The organism is Acaryochloris marina S15 (genome assembly GCF_018336915.1).
Classification (GTDB): Bacteria; Cyanobacteriota; Cyanobacteriia; order Thermosynechococcales; family Thermosynechococcaceae; genus Acaryochloris; species Acaryochloris marina_A.
Genome location: NZ_CP064923.1, coordinates 4,110,152 through 4,129,169, shown reverse-complemented (window position 1 = coordinate 4,129,169; position 19,018 = coordinate 4,110,152). Strand labels below are relative to the sequence as shown.

The 19,018-nt window shown below is 46.4% G+C and carries 14 protein-coding genes; 9 read left to right on the top strand and 5 right to left on the bottom strand.

The genetic code is table 11. The features are described 5' to 3' along the window. Positions 1–193 precede the first annotated feature (193 nt). The 4 genes from I1H34_RS18900 (at position 194) to I1H34_RS18885 (ending at position 5,034) form a co-directional block, all read left to right on the top strand. Positions 194–544, top strand: a complete 351-nt coding sequence (locus tag I1H34_RS18900; RefSeq protein WP_212662527.1) for a hypothetical protein — start codon at positions 194–196, stop codon at positions 542–544. Between the two features lie 237 nt (positions 545–781). Then, complete coding sequence (locus I1H34_RS18895; RefSeq protein ID WP_249369391.1) at positions 782–3,175, top strand: tetratricopeptide repeat protein; 2,394 nt, start codon at positions 782–784, stop codon at positions 3,173–3,175. Between the two features lie 64 nt (positions 3,176–3,239). Continuing rightward, positions 3,240–3,512, top strand: coding sequence for a glutaredoxin family protein (locus tag I1H34_RS18890; protein ID WP_212662526.1), 273 nt, complete (start codon positions 3,240–3,242; stop codon positions 3,510–3,512). A 28-nt stretch (positions 3,513–3,540) separates the two neighbouring features. Then, complete coding sequence (locus I1H34_RS18885) at positions 3,541–5,034, top strand: UDP-N-acetylmuramoyl-L-alanyl-D-glutamate--2,6-diaminopimelate ligase (protein ID WP_212662525.1); 1,494 nt, start codon at positions 3,541–3,543, stop codon at positions 5,032–5,034. 43 nt (positions 5,035–5,077) lie between these two features. Here the strand turns inward: I1H34_RS18885 and I1H34_RS18880 are convergent, their stop codons facing one another. Further along, a complete protein-coding gene (locus I1H34_RS18880; RefSeq protein WP_212662524.1) occupies positions 5,078–6,790 on the bottom strand; it encodes an ABC1 kinase family protein in 1,713 nt (570 codons plus the stop codon). A 485-nt stretch (positions 6,791–7,275) separates the two neighbouring features. Here I1H34_RS18880 and I1H34_RS18875 point away from each other — a divergent pair, with 485 nt between their 5' ends. The 3 genes from I1H34_RS18875 (at position 7,276) to rpe (ending at position 11,744) form a co-directional block, all read left to right on the top strand. Beyond that, a complete protein-coding gene (locus I1H34_RS18875) occupies positions 7,276–9,405 on the top strand; it encodes an adenylate/guanylate cyclase domain-containing protein (protein ID WP_249369390.1) in 2,130 nt (709 codons plus the stop codon). 47 nt (positions 9,406–9,452) lie between these two features. Continuing rightward, entirely contained in the window at positions 9,453–10,904 is a 1,452-nt protein-coding gene (locus I1H34_RS18870; RefSeq protein ID WP_212662523.1) for a mechanosensitive ion channel family protein, read from the top strand. 132 nt (positions 10,905–11,036) lie between these two features. Continuing rightward, positions 11,037–11,744 (top strand): ribulose-phosphate 3-epimerase, encoded by a 708-nt coding sequence (gene rpe / locus I1H34_RS18865; RefSeq protein WP_212662522.1) that lies wholly within the window; start codon positions 11,037–11,039, stop codon positions 11,742–11,744. 153 nt (positions 11,745–11,897) lie between these two features. On the opposite strand, the gene I1H34_RS18860 is transcribed toward rpe, so the two are convergent. The 4 genes from I1H34_RS18860 to pilM form a co-directional block, all read right to left on the bottom strand. After that, positions 11,898–13,949 carry an AMIN domain-containing protein gene (locus I1H34_RS18860; RefSeq protein WP_212662521.1) on the bottom strand — a complete coding sequence of 684 codons (2,052 nt, stop codon included), beginning with the start codon at positions 13,947–13,949 and terminating at the stop codon, positions 11,898–11,900. An 85-nt stretch (positions 13,950–14,034) separates the two neighbouring features. After that, complete coding sequence (locus I1H34_RS18855; protein WP_212662520.1) at positions 14,035–14,751, bottom strand: type IV pilus inner membrane component PilO; 717 nt, start codon at positions 14,749–14,751, stop codon at positions 14,035–14,037. Continuing rightward, entirely contained in the window at positions 14,748–15,494 is a 747-nt protein-coding gene (locus I1H34_RS18850; protein ID WP_212662519.1) for a PilN domain-containing protein, read from the bottom strand. Before I1H34_RS18850 ends, I1H34_RS18855 begins: the two co-directional genes overlap by 4 nt. A gap of 4 nt (positions 15,495–15,498) precedes the next feature. Continuing rightward, complete coding sequence (gene pilM / locus I1H34_RS18845; RefSeq protein ID WP_212662518.1) at positions 15,499–16,587, bottom strand: type IV pilus assembly protein PilM; 1,089 nt, start codon at positions 16,585–16,587, stop codon at positions 15,499–15,501. Between the two features lie 313 nt (positions 16,588–16,900). Here pilM and fumC point away from each other — a divergent pair, with 313 nt between their 5' ends. Together fumC and I1H34_RS18835 are read left to right on the top strand one after the other, a co-directional pair. After that, positions 16,901–18,280, top strand: coding sequence for a class II fumarate hydratase (gene fumC / locus I1H34_RS18840; protein WP_315874890.1), 1,380 nt, complete (start codon positions 16,901–16,903; stop codon positions 18,278–18,280). 69 nt (positions 18,281–18,349) lie between these two features. Further along, the gene (locus I1H34_RS18835; protein ID WP_249369388.1) at positions 18,350–18,961 is read left to right on the top strand and encodes a hypothetical protein; all 612 of its coding nucleotides are present in this window, start codon (positions 18,350–18,352) and stop codon (positions 18,959–18,961) included. Positions 18,962–19,018 lie beyond the last annotated feature (57 nt).

Genomic DNA, 19,018 nt, shown 5'->3' with positions numbered 1-19,018 from the left:
TGATACTTATTCCTGTAGATTATGTTCAATGCTGTTATCAATCTCTCAGTATTTCTGACTCGATTCTTCTGTTTTCAAAAGTGCTGAATTTGGGCAATCTAAGGAAAGCAGGTAGATTGCATTCTCAAGGCTATTGTTGGCCCCAAAGCCATTGTTCAAGCCCATTAATTTTTAGCTTATCCTCACTATTGTTATGACTTCGAATCAAAATCCAGAAGAAGATTTACGACGTCGGGAACAAGAACTTAAAGAACGAGAAATGAGTGTCCGGTTGCGAGAACTGGAATCAGAAGTCTATGGCAAGCCTGAAGGGGCTCCTTCAGCGGCCCGTGAAGTAGAAGTGGTGACGGATGTTCCCCCCACCAAATCATCCTTTAAACGTACCCTCCGCAAAATGGTCAATGTCGGTAAATTCCTTGCTGTTGTTGTGGCAGTCGTGGTGGCGGTAAAAATTGCGATGTGGCTGGCGATGGCCATTATGATCGGCTCGATTGCCTATATTTCTTATGAACTATTTCTCAAGAACGATCGCTCTTCTCCCTAAGCTGTTGGAAAACGTAGCCTGTAAGACACCTTTCATCCTCCTGGGATTATTCTCACTTGGTAGAATTAAACTGTAGAGATTCCGAACGACTCGCGATATTCTAAGGTAACCTCATGGTCTAAAGTCAAAAACTATATTCACCCAGTTATCCTTGACCTAGATTGAAATTATATTGATATTGAATACGAGAACTCTTTTTCTTCACTTATCTTTCTTGACAGCAACCTAGGTCCACCAGTGACTGATTTTTTAAGGAGACTCCGCAAGATATTGCCCAACAACCCACCACCTGCTGACGGTAACCCAGCAGTTGAAGGGGGTTCTTTGGCTAAAATATATGGTGAGAATCTTCATAATCCTGATGCCCTGATTAATCGAGCTAATAAACGGGCTACGAACGGAGATCTGGATGGGGCTTTGGGAGACTTTGATGAAGCAATTGCCCTCAATCCAGCCAAGGCCACAGCCTATTTTAATCGGGGATTTCTGTTCAATTCTCTCGGGAAATTTGAAGCTGCCATTCATGATTTTTCCGAGGCGATTGAGCTACTGCCAGATTACGATGAAGCCTATTTTCAACGGGGCAATAGTTATCGTCAGCAAGGTGAATTTCAGCGAGCAGTTCAGGATTATAGTCAAGCGATTCGCATCAACCCCTATTGCATCAAAGCCTACTATAAACGGGCTGATAGTCGAGCTGAGCTAGGAGATCATCCCGGTGCCCTGACAGATTACAGTCAAGTCATCCTGCGGTTACCCAAAGATGCGAATGCCTATTGTCAGCGGGGAATTTTTCTTAGCCAGAGCGGTGAGTTAGGGAAAGCGATTGAAGACTTTACATCGGCCATTGAACATAACCCTCGATTGGCAGATGCGTACTTTCATCGCGGCTATTGCTTAGCCCAAATGGGAGAGGCTGAGAAAGCTTCTAAAGACTTTAGTGAAGCCTTGCTACATGATCCGAATCATCAGGCTGCTTATACGCGCGCTTATGCATTAGGGATGTTAAAAGAGGCGCCTGTTGATATTTCTTCTCCCAGTTCAACGGCAACGGATTACCCCCTTTCTCTGCTGGAAGAAAGTGTTCCTGTTTCAGTGGAGTCAGTTGAAGACTCTGACGTTGAGCTAGAGCCCCATCCAGCAACGGTGCCCTTAGAACCCACGTCGATGGAAGGGTTCTTTGATCGAGCGAATAATCGCATCCAACGAGGCGATTTGGACGGTGCGATCGCAGATTACTCCAAGATCATTGACGATGATCCAGAGAATAGCCAGGCCTACTATCAGCGGGGACAGAGCCTAGGGGCCATGGGCGAATCCCAAGCAGCTATGGAAGACCTGAATCAGGCGATTCATTGGGCACGGGTGCATTCTTTGGGGCTGATGCGTGATTTCAGTGGCGAATTGTCTACGACCCTAGAGACGTTGAAGCAGGATCTGAAGGAGCTGTCTTATCAGAGTCCTTTTGCCAAAACTCAACCCTTACCGGGGGCTGCTCCTGACCAGCCGGAACAAGAGCAGCCTTCTGTTGACGATTTGATCGATGTTTCTACCGATCAAATAGACACAAGCGAGGAATTAGAGGCAGTTGAAGTTTCTAATCCATCTTCTACACCACAGGTTCAACCCTTGGCAGATGAGTCTTCTGCTACTGATATTGCCAGAGATACCAAGCCTCCTGAACCAGAGCAATCATCGACCCTTACGAAGGAAGAGCCGTCTGTTCCGGCGAACCTGCAACGCTCCTCTGCTCAACATCAGTCATCTCCCCCCCCAACTGAGACAACGACCCCAACCTTGGAACGGGCGATTGCCCAACATACCCGTGCGATAGAACAGAACCCTTTAGATGCAGATGCGTTCTTTAATCGGGGCCAGAGTCGAGCGTTAGCTGGAGATTTACAAGGTGCAATCGAAGATTATTCTCGTACGATTCGCCTCGATCCGAATAACCGAGAATCTTATGTTAAACGAGCCCGCTGCCTGTCTGCTCTTGGGGATGAGGCTGCGGCCCAGGCAGACTTAAACCATGTTATTCGTCAAACCCCTAAGCGTTCCGCTCGGCCTCCCCAGCAACCATTAAAAACTTCACCAGCCTCCCCAACAGAGTTTTCTCAACCCCTAGCACCATCGTCTCCTGCAGCCTCAACATCGCCCTCGCCGTCTAGGGTGGATGACGCTACCGATTCGATGGCGTCACTGTTTCAACAGGAAAATGAAATTCTTCAGGCTACGCAAACTTCACAGAAGTCCTGCACCCATGAAGGGAATAGTCCAGGTAATCAATTCTGTATCCATTGTGGTGCATCCCTGAGTCCCCTGTCTCGCTATAGCAGCGACTTCTCAGCACCGATAGATTCCCCTCCAGGGGATAAGGTGAAGCCAGTCGCTAGTAATCGCAAACAACGATTGCAAGAAGCCGAACAATATTATGACCAAGGCGTTGCTTTGTTTAGAGATGGCGATCGTCAGGGTAGCTTACAGGCTTTATCTACGGGGTTGAAAATCTTTCTTGAACAGCGCGAAATGCAGCGTTATCAACAAACCCTTAACTTTATGCAAGATGTGGCCCATGCCCTCAGCGATACGGGGGAAGATGAGACCGAATCAGATGATAGCCTCCTCCTGTAGACCATCTAAGCTAAAATCCAGAGGCTGATCTTGTTTTCGGCGTTGTGTCATCTGTGCTGCAACCATGGTTACCTTGATTTTGTACAGTAAACCAGGATGCCACCTGTGCGAAGGTTTACAAGAAAAACTAGAGCAAATCCAAGATCCCCCCATGGAACTCGAAATTCGCGATATTACGAGTCGTGAGGATTGGTTTCAAGCCTATCAATATGAAATCCCCGTATTGATTAAGCGAGAAAACCTGGCTGCGGATCAAGCGATGGAAACCCCCCTTCCACGTCCGGCTCCTCGCTTATCAGTTGAGCAATTGCAGCGATTTCTGCAAAAGTATCTTTAGTGTTTTTATCAACATCAACGGATTGGGCATGGTCAAACTACGTACGTTACTCGCTGAACTCTCTACAAATCAGTGGGAGACACCTCCCCCTGACCATCCAGCCCTAGAAACAGAGATTACAGGGTTAACCACTAATTCCTGGGCGGTGCAGCCAGGGTACTTATTTATCGGTATGCCTGGCACTCGCGTGGATGGGGGCAGTTTTTGGAAAAGTGCGATTGAGGCGGGTGCGGCGGCTGCGTTGGTTTCTGATCAAGTGGACCTGTCTGACGTGGGCACCCACTGCGTGATTTCCCTTAAGGATATGCCTCGCGCTTGTGCTGAGGTGGCAGCCACATTTTATGACCAACCCAGCCATAAATTAAAGCTGGTGGGTATGACGGGTACGAATGGGAAAACCACCACTACCCATCTGATTGAGTATTTATTGACAACGGCCCAATCCCCCACGGCCTTATTTGGCACTCTGTATGCCCGTTGGCCTGGGCACCAAGTGACGTCTACCCACACGACCCCTTTTGCCGTGGATCTACAGCAGCAGTTGTCTGATGCCGTGGCTGCTAAGTGCCAGTTTGGAATTATGGAAGTTAGCTCCCATGCCCTGGTCCAACAACGGGTGCTGGGCTGTCAGTTTGCCGTGGCTGTGTTTTCGAATTTGACCCAAGATCACCTGGATTACCACCAGGGTATGGAAGATTATTTTGCTGCCAAGGCGTTACTGTTTTCCCCTGACTATTTGCAAGGGCGAGCCGTCATTAATATTGATGATGCCTATGGTCAACGATTGGTAGAGCAGATAGGTACGAATCAATGCTGGACCTACAGTATTGAAGGACCTGCTGATTTGTACACTAGCGGTCTGTGCTATGAAACTACTGGTGTTAAAGGCCAACTCCATACTCCGAAAGGCACGGTTGAGTTCTTCTCTCCTTTGGTGGGGCAGTTTAATGTTTCTAACCTATTGGCTGCTGTGGGTGCTGCTCTGGAATTGGACCTTACCTTAGAGCAGATCACCCCTGCTTTAGCTCAATTTCCTGGGGTTCCCGGTCGAATGCAGCAAATTACCTGTTCTCCTAAACAGGATATTAGCGTCATTGTTGATTATGCCCATACCCCCGATAGCCTAGAGAATTTGCTGAAGGCGGCCCGTCCGTTTGTTAAAGGCCAAATGGCCTGTGTGTTCGGCTGTGGCGGCGATCGCGATCGGACTAAGCGACCATTGATGGGAGAAATTGCTGCTCGTCTCTCGGATCAAGCCATTGTCACTTCCGATAATCCCCGCACTGAAGATCCTCAGCAGATTTTGCAAGACGTGTTAGGGGGGATCTCAGCTCAGGTGAAACCCATTATAGAGGTGGATCGACGGGTGGCGATTCAGACTGCGATCGCACAAGCGAAACCCGGCGATACTATCCTGATTGCAGGTAAGGGCCATGAAGATTACCAAATCCTAGGCACCGAAAAGGTTCATTTTGATGATCGAGAAGAAGCGCAAGCCGCCTTGTCTGAGCGCTATGGTTAGGGCAATTTCTGCTCTCTATTAGGACGTTCTTCTTAGAGGAGGTTTAGGAAATAGGTAGGGGGGGACGAGGTAGCCACTCGGGAAGGTTGGAGTCAGAGAATTCGGCCAAGGCCCCTAAGGCCACATTAAACAACTTCTCTGGCTTCAAATCGTCCTTAATTAAGTTCCACAGCCGCTCAACTTCTTCGGTATGCAGTCGATCATCTTCGATCAAGGCCAAGACCACCTGACGACGTAAGTAATCTCCCTCATCAGACATTAAGAACTGCATGCCTAAGCGGGCGGTGGGAATGAGATCGAAACTCTGATCCGTTTGTGCGATCGCAATCAGGTTCTCCAAGCGCTGCCATTGGAACTTCCCGTCCTTAAACAGCACTTCTAGTAAGCGACGCTGAAAGTCAGGCGTTTCTCCAGCGAGTAAGCGTTGAGCTACATAGGGATAGCTGACTTCCAGAATTTTGAAGTCGGGATTAAGGCACAGGGCGACCCCTTCTTGGGTAACCAAAGATCGGATGATCAGAGCAAACTTAGCTGGAACTCGGAAAGGATAGTCATACATCAACTCCGAGAACCGATCCGTAATGGTTTTGAAATTGAAATCGCCGACCTTTGCCCCAATGATGTCATCAAAGACATCTTCCAATGCTGGGATAATGGGCCGGATATCGGTCTCAGGGGTAAGAAAGCCTAGCTTTACAAAGTCAGATGCTAACAATTCATAGTCTTTGTTGACCAAATGAACGACCGCATCTACCAACGTATTTTTGGTAGGTTGATCGAGCTGATCCATCATGCCAAAATCTACATAGGCCATACTGCCTTGAGACGTGGCAAAGAGATTGCCAGGATGTGGATCGGCATGGAAAAATCCAAACTCCAGCAGTTGACGCAAACTAGAAATCACACCAATCTGCACCAGGCGATCCGGGTCCATATTGGCATCCACTGCGCATTGACTATCGGTTAGCTTAAAACCATTTATCCACTGCAGGGTCAGGACTTTCTTGCTACTGTAAGCCCAGTGAATTCCAGGCACTTCAACCGCAGGATACTCTTTGAAGTTTTCCGCAAACCGCTCGGCATTTTGCCCTTCATTGATATAGTCAATCTCTTCAAACAGTTTGGTGCCGAACTCGTCCACAATTAGCGTTAAGTCATGGCCCAAATTGAGGGGTAGAAATCGCCCAAACGAAGCCGCCATCTGCCGCATTAGATAGAGATCCAATGTCAGCTTTGGCCTTAGATTTGGGCGTTGGACCTTAATAGCCACCTCTTCGCCCGTAAACAATCGACCTCGATAAACCTGTCCTAAACTGGCGGCCGCGACGGGCTTTGCCGAAATTTCTTGATAAATCTCACGGATGGGCTGACGCAGTTCAGATTCAATTAAGGCAAAGGCTTTGTCATTCGGGAAAGGAGGCAACTGGTCTTGGAGCAACATCAGCTCCGTCAGGAATTCTTTGGGGATGAGATCAGGGCGTGTGGATAGAGCCTGCCCCACTTTAATGAAGGTGGGGCCTAACCGTGTCAGGATTTTACGAATTTGAATGGCCCGTTGAAGAGAATGGGCCGCACTATTGTTCGTCCATCGGTCCCATAGCAGACCCCAAACAAACCCACCAAATAACCAAATAATGTTGAATAAACGCCAGAGAGCTTGCCAAGGACGCCAGCGGTAGTAAGATGCGATCTTACGGGCGTCATATCGCTGCAGTGCGCCATTAGCAAGCGGGGATGACATGAGTTGTTGCTGCATCACGTCGCGTTATCCTCACAACTCCAAAACTGCGTTCTAAATACCCTTGAGCCATTGCAAACTTAGTTGCTTTTGAAGTTGTTAGCACTTCCCAAATCACAAGTTTGCGCACCAAATCAGACTGTCTGGCAACAGTGCTTAAGGTTATCTTTTCTTAACTTAAATATAGTATAAGAAAGTACAAATTAAGTCCTTGTTAAGTAAAGATACATAAAGTCTAAAGACTTGAATCTGGCTAAATATATGGATAACATTTGGCTGAAATGCATTGTTGGATAAGGATCAGGCGAGATGAAGCTTTTTGAGGATAGGCACATAATGTTGAAAAACGGATGTTATCAGCCTGACGATAAAGTCGATTTCGATAACTCTAAGATTCCCTTCTTTCAGAATTTAACTCCAATATCTCTACAGTCGTAGCAAAAACAAGATTTTTCAGCCATAAACGGTACGAAGCATGGTAAAAACAAGCCAAGTGCAAGACCTTGACCGATTGTCTGAGGAAGACTCCACGAGTGCTGAAGAAGTTAAGTATTCAATCTAAATTGACCCTGATGTTCCTAGGGGTCAGCGTAAGCTCAATCCTAGTAATTGCTTTTATTGGTTACAACAGCGGTAAAGCTGCGTTAACCCGCCGTATTTTTAACCAGCTCACCAGCTTACGCACTACTAAAAGCTATGAGGTGCGATCATTCTTTGATCAACTGAACCGCCAAATGCGCTTTCTCAGTGGTAATCCCACCACCAAAGAGGCCATGAAAGCGTTTAAGCAAGCCCACCAGGAACTTAATTCCAAAAAAATTCCAAGCCAGTGGCAGCCAGCGATTCAAGCCTATTACCAAAAAGAATTTATCCAGCCCTTAGACGCCAATATAGCTGGGGAACCCCAGGTCCAAACCTATTTGCCTTTGGGCAATAGTGATGTCTATTTGCAGTATCACTACACCATTAAAACGCCGGATTTTGACGAAAAAGTCCAAATTGATGATCCAGGCGATGGTAGCAAATATACCCAAGTGCATCGACGATATCATCCAGCATTCCGCTCTTTAGTCTCAGAATTCACCTATGAAGATCTGTTTTTGATCGATCCTAAATCTGGCAAAGTCGTCTACAGCACCTATAAAGGGGTTGATTTTAGTACTGATTTAGAGTCAGGTCCCTATTCTCAAAGTGTCTTAGCCCAAGCATTCCGGGAGGTCGTTCGTAAAGGAGAGCCTAAGTTCGTAACCTTCACAGATTTTGAACCCTATCGCCCCTCTCTTAATAGTCCCGCTGCCATTATTGCCAGCCCTTTATTCGAGGGAGGAGAACTGATTGGCGTGATGGCTCTTCAGGTCAATATCAAGAAGATTGACGAAGTCATGACCAACGGTCAACGGTGGCAAGAAATGGGTCTAGGGACGAGTGGGGAAACTTATTTAGTTGGCTCAGATTTTCTGTTGCGGTCTAATTCTCGTTTCTTATTAGAAAACTCTTCCAACTATTTTCAATCCTTGGCCAAAAGTGGTCTCGAATCTCAACAAATTGAGCGAATGCGGCGGCAGAAGAACTCAATTTTGGAGCAAGAAGTCAAAACAATTGCAGCTCAGCGAGCCCTGCTAGGTAATTCGGGTATCGATATTATTGATGATTATCGGGGAATTCCTGTTCTCAGCTCCTATAGTACCCTCCAAGTCAAAGGTCTGGACTGGGCCATCTTGGCTGAAATGGATGCAGACGAAGCTTTTGCTCCCATTACCGAATTTCAGAAGCAAGTCCTGATTTCAACCGCAATTTTGATCTTGGTGATCACTGTTCTGGCGCTTTTTCTATCCCGTTTGTTTGTAAAGCCTATCCAAACCTTGATTACGGGTTTTCGGCACCTCAGTGAAGGCAATACCGACGTCACTGTCTCTGTCAGTTCTCAAGATGAGTTCCATGATTTGGCGGTTTCTTTCAACCAAATGGTGGAAAGTTTATCTAATAAAACCCAAGCGTTAGAACTACAAAGCCAGGAAAATGAGCAATTGCTCTCTTGTATTTTGCCTGAACCGGTTGCCCAACGCTTAAAAAGTGGTGAGGAGCAAATTGCCGATAGCTATGCCAATGTCACGGTGTTATTTGCAGACTTAATTGGATTCACTGATTTAGCAGAAATACTGCCTGCCAGTGAAATTGTAGCTTTACTCAATGAGCTAGTCCGCGCCTTTGACGAAGCTGCTGAACGCTTCGGTGTAGAAAAGATTAAAACGATTGGTAGCGGCTATATGGCCGTTTGTGGTCTGTCTGTTCCCCGACTGGACCATACCAAACGGATTATGGACTTTGGTATTGAGATTACCCGTATTGTCCAGCGGTTCAATCAAACCCATCAAACTGCATTGCGAGCCCGAGTCGGCATCAATTCTGGAGCTGTGGTGGCGGGTATTGTCGGTCGCAGCAAGTTTATTTATGACTTGTGGGGAGATACGGTCAATATTGCCCATCGTATGCAAACAGCCGGCGAAGGCGATACGGTTCAGGTCAGCCAATCGGTTCATGACCAGCTGGGCGATATCTATGAGTTTGATAATAGTCGTGAAGTCATCATTAGTGGTAATAATAAGCTCCCGGCTTGGTTGCTCAAGATTTAGCTGCGCTCATTTTCCCCATTTCTTCTGACGTCTTCTCAGTGCAAGTAATGACTTCCTCTCTTCTTCAGCAATCCTGGTTTCTCTGGAGCTGCGGCTTGATGGTAGGGTTTCCCTGCCTGATGTTGGTCTTAAATGAATCCATTGTCTATTCCCAGAAACATGGGAAGCCTTTGGTCCATACCCTGAGAATCTTGCGAAATCTGGTCTTGCCGATTTTCGTTGGGTTTATTGTCCTCACCAAAATTATCGGTTTAGATACTGAACAAACGGCCATTCGCTTGCTGCAGACATCCCTCTGGGTGTCTTTGATTCATGCGGCGTTGTCCTATGTAAATGTGCTGCTGTTTGTGGAAGCAGGGGGACATACTTGGCAGGCCCAAGTGCCTAAGCTCCTTAGAGATTTAACCCGGTTTTTCCTCATCTTAATTGGGACGGCATTTGTGCTCTCATTGGTCTGGAAAACCGATTTAGGTGGGTTGCTGACCGCCTTAGGGGTTAGTTCAATTGTGATTGGTCTTGCCCTCCAAGATACTCTGGGTAACTTATTTTCAGGGATTGCACTGCTGTTTGGTCGCCCCTTTGTGATTGGAGATTGGCTCAAATTTGGGGACGTGGTTGGTAAAGTAATTGAAATTAACTGGCGTGCCGTCCACCTCATCACTCGCAACAAAGAAATGCTGATTGTGCCCAACTCTGTGTTGGCCAAGGAAGTGTTTTACAACTATCGCCGCCCCCAACCCTTGCATGGTGAACCGATTGAATTAGGGTTTTCCTACGATGATCCACCCAATAAGGTTAAGCAGGTGATTCGCCAAGCAGCGTTGGAAACACCAGGAGTTTTATCGGACCCAGAACCCATCATCCAAACGAGTGCCTATGGGGATTCATCCATCAATTACTATGTCCGTTTGTATTTGCGGGATTATGATCGGGTTCCCGATATTCGTGATGCATTTATGACTCGGGTTTGGTATGCCGCCCAGCGTCATGGGCTAACGATTCCATTTCCCATTCGCACCTTGATTCATGAACGCCCTCACAAGGATGAGTTAAACGGCAGTACCAATCGGATTATTACGGAGTTGCGATCGCTTCCCTGTTTCATCACGACCCATTCAGATGTCTTAGAGCAACTGGTTGCCAATGCAGACTTTAAATCCTTTGGTAAAGGGGAACGCATTATCTATCAAGGACAAGAAGAGGTAAAGCTGAACTTTCTGTTGGCGGGTCAGGTTCAGATGAATGTCCTGAGTCACACAAATCATGATCAAGAAGTCTTGAGGTTATCCAAAGGAGATTTTTTTGGGGCCACAGCTTTGCTCTCAAGGGAACCTAGTTCTAACTCCGTTGTTGCCCTGAGCGATGTGGATGTCATGATTTTAGAAATCGAAGCTATGCAAGTGCTGATCGAACGCACCCCTCAACTAGCCCGGGAGATGGATGAAATTATCGAGGCCCGTCGCAAAGCGATTCAACTGGCCCAACAAACCTACGCTTAACCGATTTATCAGGGGTTGATTAAGAATCAGGGTTAGGTCAAAGTTGAAGATTTTGTTAAACTGGTTACTGCGAAAGTGCTCAAGTTTTCAACTTTGCCTCTCTAAGCAGTCGTCATAACCGGATCTTTTACCATGACTCTATCTTCTTCACCCAAATCGACCGTCATCTCTCCATCTATTCTGTCTGCGGATTTTAGCCGTTTAGGTGAGGAAGTTCGAGCCGTCGATAAAGCTGGGGCGGACTGGATTCATGTAGATGTTATGGATGGTCGTTTTGTCCCAAATATCACCATTGGCCCTTTAATTGTGGATGCTCTTCGCCCAGTGACAGAGAAGCCTTTAGATGTTCACTTGATGATTGTGGAACCTGAGCGATATGTTGCCGACTTTGCTAAAGCAGGGGCAGACATCATTTCCGTTCACGCCGAAGCTAGCTCTACAACCCATCTCCATCGAGCTTTAGGTCAAATTAAAGAGTTAGGCAAAATGGCGGGAGTCGTTTTGAATCCTGGCACTTCTTTAGATCAAATTGATTATGTTTTAGAACTTTGCGATTTGGTTTTGATCATGAGTGTTAACCCTGGATTTGGCGGCCAAAGCTTCATTCCAGGAGTGCTACCCAAGATTCGTAAGCTTCGTCAAATGTGTGATGAGCGTGGACTAGATCCTTGGATTGAAGTCGATGGTGGCCTAAAAGCCAACAATTCTTGGCAAGTTTTGGAAGCTGGGGCTAATGCCATTGTGGCTGGATCAGCTGTGTTCAAGGCTGATGACTATGCCACAACTATCGAAGCTATCCGTAACAGCAAGCGGTCTGAACCAGAATTAGTGACAGTATAAATCAAACCAGCTACGGGGCCGCATCTCTGGTTGAGCAACAGTGTACAACCCTCTGTTTAGCTAAGCACACAAACCTAATCTAACAGCGAAGCCCATCATACAAACATGATGGGCTTCGCTGTTAGATTAGGTTTGTGTAGATAGAGTATGAATCTAGGGCTTCAATAACTTTCGCGATTCTTCACCCGGCTTATAATCGTAACCAAAAGTAGATTGATCCGAGTCGTCTACAATTTCAGGTCTTACCAAGACTACTAATTCAGTCCTCTCTCGAGAGTTAGTTTCTCGACGGAATAGGCGGCCCAAAAGAGGAATATCACCCAGAATCGGAACTTTGCTAACTCCTACACGATCTTGGTCTTGGATAATACCTGTTAGCACTAGAGTCTGACCATCTCGTAGGCGTAACTTGCCTGTTTCGATTCGACGTTGTGCCAGCAGATTAGCTTGTCCACCAGATAAAGCATCTGTGAACGTTCCTGAAATTGAACTGACTTCTGGCGACATACTCATGGTCACAAATCCATTGTCATCAATATGGTCTACTGCGACATTGAGGATGACTCCAGCATTCTGAATGTTTGGTTCTAGAGATTGTGTAGAAGAGACGCCTCCAGCATCAGTAGCATCAGTATTTGTTCTCTGTACAAAGCCTGTAAACACTTGTTGAGTCAGGTTGACCTGCGCTGAACTCCCTTCCTGCACTAGCAATGTAGGATTCGTCAGAATTTTGGCATTATTATTTTGTATAGATACAAACAAATTAGCCAAAAATGTTTCAGTCAATGTAAACAGACCACTGCCAACAATATCAACCGCACCTGATCCAAAAATTGTCGACAGACCACTGTTGCCACTACCATTTGGGTCTTGTCTAAAGCCGATTCCTAAAGAATCATTGGCACGAAATTGTAAGTCAGCATTTGAGGTTTTACCCTTCAGCAAATTGACATCTATAAATTTGACGTTAATTGCTACTTGACGTTGTCGAACATCCAATCTCGTCAAGATCGATGTTGCTGTCTCTACTTTGCGAGGTGTGCCGATGAGGGTGATCGTGTTTGTCCGACCATCAGCGACAACTTCTAGTCCTTCTAAAAGAGCAGAACTTCCTTCTTCACTACCGCCATTCGCCCCATAATTCTCTAAAGTTTCTTTAGCGCCTTGCGATTCTATCTCTTGTGTAAGAGAAGTTTCACGAGTGATTCCAGTTTCAGTGGTACTAGAACTACTGCCACTATCCGATTGAGGAGTAATATTCCCTCCCGTATCAGCCTTGCTTGAAAGTGTATTTGATCTCTTACTCGTTGATGTTGCTTTGATTTGATTCAGACGAATTGTTCTCACAACCCGGTTTTGGGCATCGCCTGGTAGAGTTTTACCTACAAAGACGGTTTGACCGACTCGATTGGCCTGCATTCCAGACAAGCGTAAGACGTAGTTAAAGACATCATCAACAGACTCATTCTCGATGTCTAGGGTGATGGTAGACGAGGCGGAAGATCCTTCTTCACCTTCACCACCTTGCTCTGCAAATGCAACGTTGACATTAGCAGCACGGCCTAAGAGTGTCAAAACTTCTCGTACAGGAGCTTCACGCAGTAGCAACTTAGGGATAATTTGGTCACTTCCCAGATCAATACGGTCAGGCTCAACATTCAAGGGAGCGATGGCCATATCTCCAACAGGGGGAGCCTTAGCCCGACTTCTAAAGGAGGGCACAGCGCTAGCCCGAGAGCGAAGATTGGAGGGTTGAGAAGATGTGGCTACCGGATCACTACTACCGGGAGCACCATCAAATTTGATGGCCAATACACCATCACGATTGTCGTTGCGAATCGTTTCGGCAATGGGAGCAGAATGAACTCCTTCAACTGTAATCCGGACTGTATCAGGATCTAATTGTCGAACTTCTACAAATTTAATGCCAGGAGCTGGATCTTTCTGTTGAAATGAGCCTGCTTCCGGCAGTCGTAAGAGAGAATTACTGACATCGGAAACGGAAGTATTACCTCGATTGACTGTAAAAATGGGGGGGCGGTTATCACCTTGAGTTCCAAGTACGAGTTCAAATCCCTTTGCAGTGGGATTGAGTTGAACATTGGTCACTTCAGTTTCAGCAGCCCATACTGGCTGAATCATTGCGCCTAATGCGGCCGCAGCGCAGCCAATAATAATTCCGGGTTTTCCTTGATACGAGTTCACCCTACACTCCTCTATTTAATAATTAATGATGATTGTTCGTTGAAGATTGAGCTGCATGTTGCAGCATAGGCAATAGCGATTGAATTTAATTTGTCGTAGCCTCTGGTTTAGCTTTTGCGGCAGCAGCCTGAGCAGCAGCAGCTTCTTCTGCACTTAAAGGCACATAAGCATGCAAATTAAAAGTAGACTTCACCAGATTTCGGGGGCCAAAGTCGGTTGGTTTTTGTAGCTCCATCGATAAGTCACGGACTACCAAAACAGTTTGCAGACGATCAATGGCTTGCATAATTTGCAAAGTCTGGTTGAACGTTCCTTGAAAAGATACAGCGGTTACTTGCCGTTTGATCTTGCTATTTAAGGATGCCCCTAAGGAGCTATCGGTCACAGTGCCAGACGAACTGTAATCAGGCTTAAATGTCTGTAGTTCAGCATTACTAGAAACAATGACGCGATTTAAATCTAAGAGCAATGTATCCAATGCTTGCTGATCTGAGAAAAGAGTGCGAACCTCGCTATTTTCTCGCTTTGCGCGATTAAGCCGCGCAACAATCTCATCTACTCGTTGAGTCGTTGCTTCTTTTTGTTCTAAATCTGTTTTTTTCTGCTCAACAGATTCTTGGAGCCCTTGGTATTCAGTAATCTTTGGTGAGACAAGCTGAGTTCCGACATATGCCGCTAGGCCTACACCGACAACAGCTGCCAAGATTCCTGATACCGTGGGGGTGAAAGTGATCCCAAATAAAGTGGGATAAGAAGGTCCCAAGAGTTCATCTTCTCTTGCAAATCCGCCAGTGGCCGTCATGGATTCATTACTCCTTTTTGCTTCAGTGCCCCAATCCGGGCAGCTAATCCAGATGCACCTTTTGCGTTCAGAATTTGTAGTAATTCGGACGCTGGAACATCATTGATCGTGGTTTTTAATTGATGTTGAACTAAAGAGACCTTAGTCTTATCATTTGTTTTGCGCTCGGATGACTCTAGCTGTGTCTGTGCAACGGTGAGGAAGGGTGACTTTCTCAAAGTCAATACAAAGTCATTGACATCGTTGAAGGAAATGGCGTTGCCGGTAATCGTCAACTGTGTCGGTGCCGATAAAGCGGCAACGGGGGTTGTATTAGGTTGTCCCGTCTGTGCAGGGGGCGTTACAGCCTTTTGCTGAATTTTTATCACCTGCAAGGTGGGTGGAACACGATCGCGGATGTCTTGCAAGGTTGCTGACCAAGGCTTGATTTGGTTAAAGATCGTTGCTAAAGCTTTTGTTTCAGCTTTAACTTGCTGCTCTTGAGCTTTTAGATCATCAACTTCCGCCAACTTTGGCGCTAGCTGAGCGAGTTCACTATCTAAATTCTCTTCTTCAGCTACTAATTGCTGATTCAAGAATGACGTGACGCCAAAGCCAACTAAGACTAAGCCTAATGCTGCTGCACCCACACCTAAACCAATAAAGAGTGGTGTTTTATCATCACTGTCATAGTTGGCAGAAGAGACAACTTGTTGACCATATTCTGGACGGTCATTTAATAGGTTGATATCAATTGAATACATGCACTTATACCTCCCGCATCCCAAGACCCATAACAACACTTAACGCAGGACGTTGAGCCATCGGAATACTATCTGAATTTTGAATGCCGAGCGTACTGATTGGATCGACTAATGTCGTAGTCAGTCCTAAACGCTGGGTTAAAAATTCATCAATTTGTCCTAAACTGGCCCCTGGCCCTGATACAAAGACTTGCGTAATATCTAAATTTTCACCCTGGTTTAAGTAGAAGTCGATGGAACGGCGAAGTTCGTCTGATAAATCGCTTAACATTCTCAGGATGGCAGCAGAGCTGGGGTTATTGGCAGTGTTGTCTGTGACGTCCAAAGGAACGGTCATCCCTTGCAATAAATCTGCCCCCATTGCTCCAGGCAAATTCATCGCCCGACTCAAAGCATTTTGAAGATGATGAGTGCCAATCGGTACCTTCCGATTAAATTGAGGAATACCATCCATGACGATACTAATTTCAGTACCATCAAAATCAATATTCACCAGTGCCACTGCTTCCCCTTCCATAAATTGGAGGAGTTGATTTCGCAGGGTTCTGATTAAGGAAAAGCTACTGACTTCTAGAACCTTCAGATCTAGACCTGCCTGTTGGAAAACATTGAGGTAGTTTTCAGTAATGTCCTTTGGCGTAGCAACGAGGAGAACTTCTACTCGCTCAATGCCATCCTCATCGATGTCTGTTCCTAATCGTTGAAAGTCCACATCTGCTTCTTCTCTAGGGAAGGGCAGATATATGGCTGCTTCTTGATTAAGAACCATATCCCGCAGTTCCATTTCGTCCAGTTCGGCAGGTAAACGAATTAACCGAATGACAGCTTCACCAATAGGAACGGCACATATAGCAGTTTTGGCTTTGATTTTATGTTCTGTAATTCCTTGACGAAGGGCATCGGCAATGGCGTCTGGATCAGTAATCCGGCCATCTTGAAAAGCGCCTTCTGGAATAGGAATTGCCGCAAAAGTATTGAGGTTTGTCCCCTGCTTTTGTTGCTTAAGTTGAACGATATTCACGCTGTCCGGGGTTAACTCTACGCCTACCCCCTGATTCGAATTCGAAAACAGACTTTTTAATGAAGTCACCACAGGTATGTCCGCTACAGGCTGAATAACAATATGGAAATAATTAAACCTAATGTTTAAGGCTTGGTTCTGTTGGGAGGATACCCACTTTTTTGGGCACAATCAACATCTTTCGGCCCGAACCATTACGGTTCTAATAACACCATTAGATTATGAAGGATGATGCAAAAAACGGAACGCTTAAGTTGCCTGAACTCACCCTCTCAGTCAGGATACCCACGTTAACGTATGGTTGTACCATACTCTAGAATTTGCTGACATTTCTCGAAAAAAGGCCGAACTGCGCATGTCTCAACCTTCTCAGCGTAACGATAACGTGCGGATCGAAACCGATAGTATGGGCACAGTGGAAGTGTCTAGTCATCACTATTGGGGAGCACAAACTCAGCGGTCTCTGAAGTATTTTGCGATCGGTGATGACAAGATGCCACGGTCAATGATTCGTGCTTTAGGCCTTGTTAAAAAAGCGGCAGCAATGGTGAATTTAACGTTGGATCGGCTGTCGCCAGATGTTGCAGACTGGATTGTTTTGGCGGCAACGGAAGTGGTCAATGGTCGGTGGGACGATCAATTTCCTTTACGGGTGTGGCAGACAGGTAGTGGCACTCAATCCAATATGAATGCGAATGAGGTGATTGCCAATCGTGCAATTGAATTGGCGGGTGGCCAGTTGGGCAGTAAAGACCCTTGCCATCCCAATGATCATGTCAACCTATCTCAGTCATCGAATGATGTGTTTCCTACAGCGATGCACATTGCAGCTATGGAACAACTGGTCCATCAATTGATTCCCCAAGTGACTGCCCTTCGTGATGCTCTCGCGACCAAGGCTGAGGAATTTGATGGAATTGTCAAAATTGGCCGCACCCATTTGATGGATGCAGTGCCGTTAACGTTAGGACAAGAGTTCTCGGGATATGTTGCCCAACTGGATCAAAACCTAGAGAGACTCCAGAATACATTGTCCCACCTATATGAATTGGTTTTGGGGGGAACGGCTGTGGGGACTGGGCTGAATACTCACCCTGAGTTTGCAGAGCGAGTGGCCCACCAAATTGCAGCATTAACGGGCTTGCCCTTTGTCACTGCCCCCAATAAATTTGCAGGATTGGCTGCCCATGATGCCTTTGTGATGGCTAGTGGTGTGTTGAAAACCTTGGCGTGTAGCTTAGTCAAGATTGCCAACGACCTGCGCTGGATGGCGTCTGGACCTCGCTGTGGATTAGGGGAATTAAGCTTGCCGGCTAATGAACCCGGGTCATCCATTATGCCTGGAAAGGTCAACCCGACTCAGTGCGAAGCGTTAACGATGGTCTGTGCTCAAGTGATTGGTAATGACACGGCGATTAGTTTTGCGGGGAGTCAGGGTAACCTAGAGCTGAATGTCTTCAAGCCAGTGATTATTCACAATCTTTTGCACTCTATTCGCATTCTTTCGGATGCTTGTGGTGCGTTCAAAACCTATCTGGTCGTTGGTATTCAACCCAACTTGTCGCAAATAGAAACCTATCTGAATCAGTCACTGATGTTAGTGACTGCGCTAACGCCTCAAATTGGTTATGACCGGGCCGCACAAGTTGCGAAACAAGCGTATCAAACGGGCCAAACCTTACGAGAAACTTGCGTCGCTCTTGGTTTTATGACTGCCGAAGAGTTCGACCAATCTGTGCAACCTGTGCAAATGACCCACCCCTAGGACAACATTATTTACTTTTTCTGCTAGACATTCAGAACTGTCCTGATTCCTTAGTTTTTGGCTGATACTATGACTCAATTTCGGATGTTACCGACTGCGATCGCAGGTCTGATCGCCCTCACCCCAACTTTTCTTCCTCTCGCCAGTCTAGCTGAGGAAGCTCCCACAGCAGATACCCAGGCTAAATCGCAACCCAACCGTCTCACCCACTTTGCCAATGGCCTGATCTTTGAAACCCCAAAAGGCTTTTCCGAGGTCAAATCCTTAGGCAACGATACCGTCGGTGTAGTGGCGCAAAAAGGAAACCGCAAACTCAAAATCCGCATGGCCTCCTTAGCTGCCGACTGGCTAGAACTGCTGAATATGGAAGATGAAGAGTTACTGGGGTATCTCAAAACAACCTATTTAGGGATTAATGCTCCGGCACGAGAATATCATCAGCGTCGCTTCCTGGGACAAATGTTGGCAGGAGAGTTGCAGTATAAACGCACCAATCGGGGCTACAACATCGTCGAAATTTATCTGGTGCCTTTAAGTGATGGCAGTAAGGTGATGTTGGCCTTAGAAGCCGATACGTATTTGCCAATACCCCAAGTCGAAAATGCCTTTCGTACGGTCTCTCGGACCATGCGAGAAGATCCTGAATTCCTCAAAAAGCTGAAGAAGAAAAAGAAACGCTAATTCTCAACTCATGGTGAGGACTTGAGACGCCATTGCCAGCTACTAGCTGTATTGCTC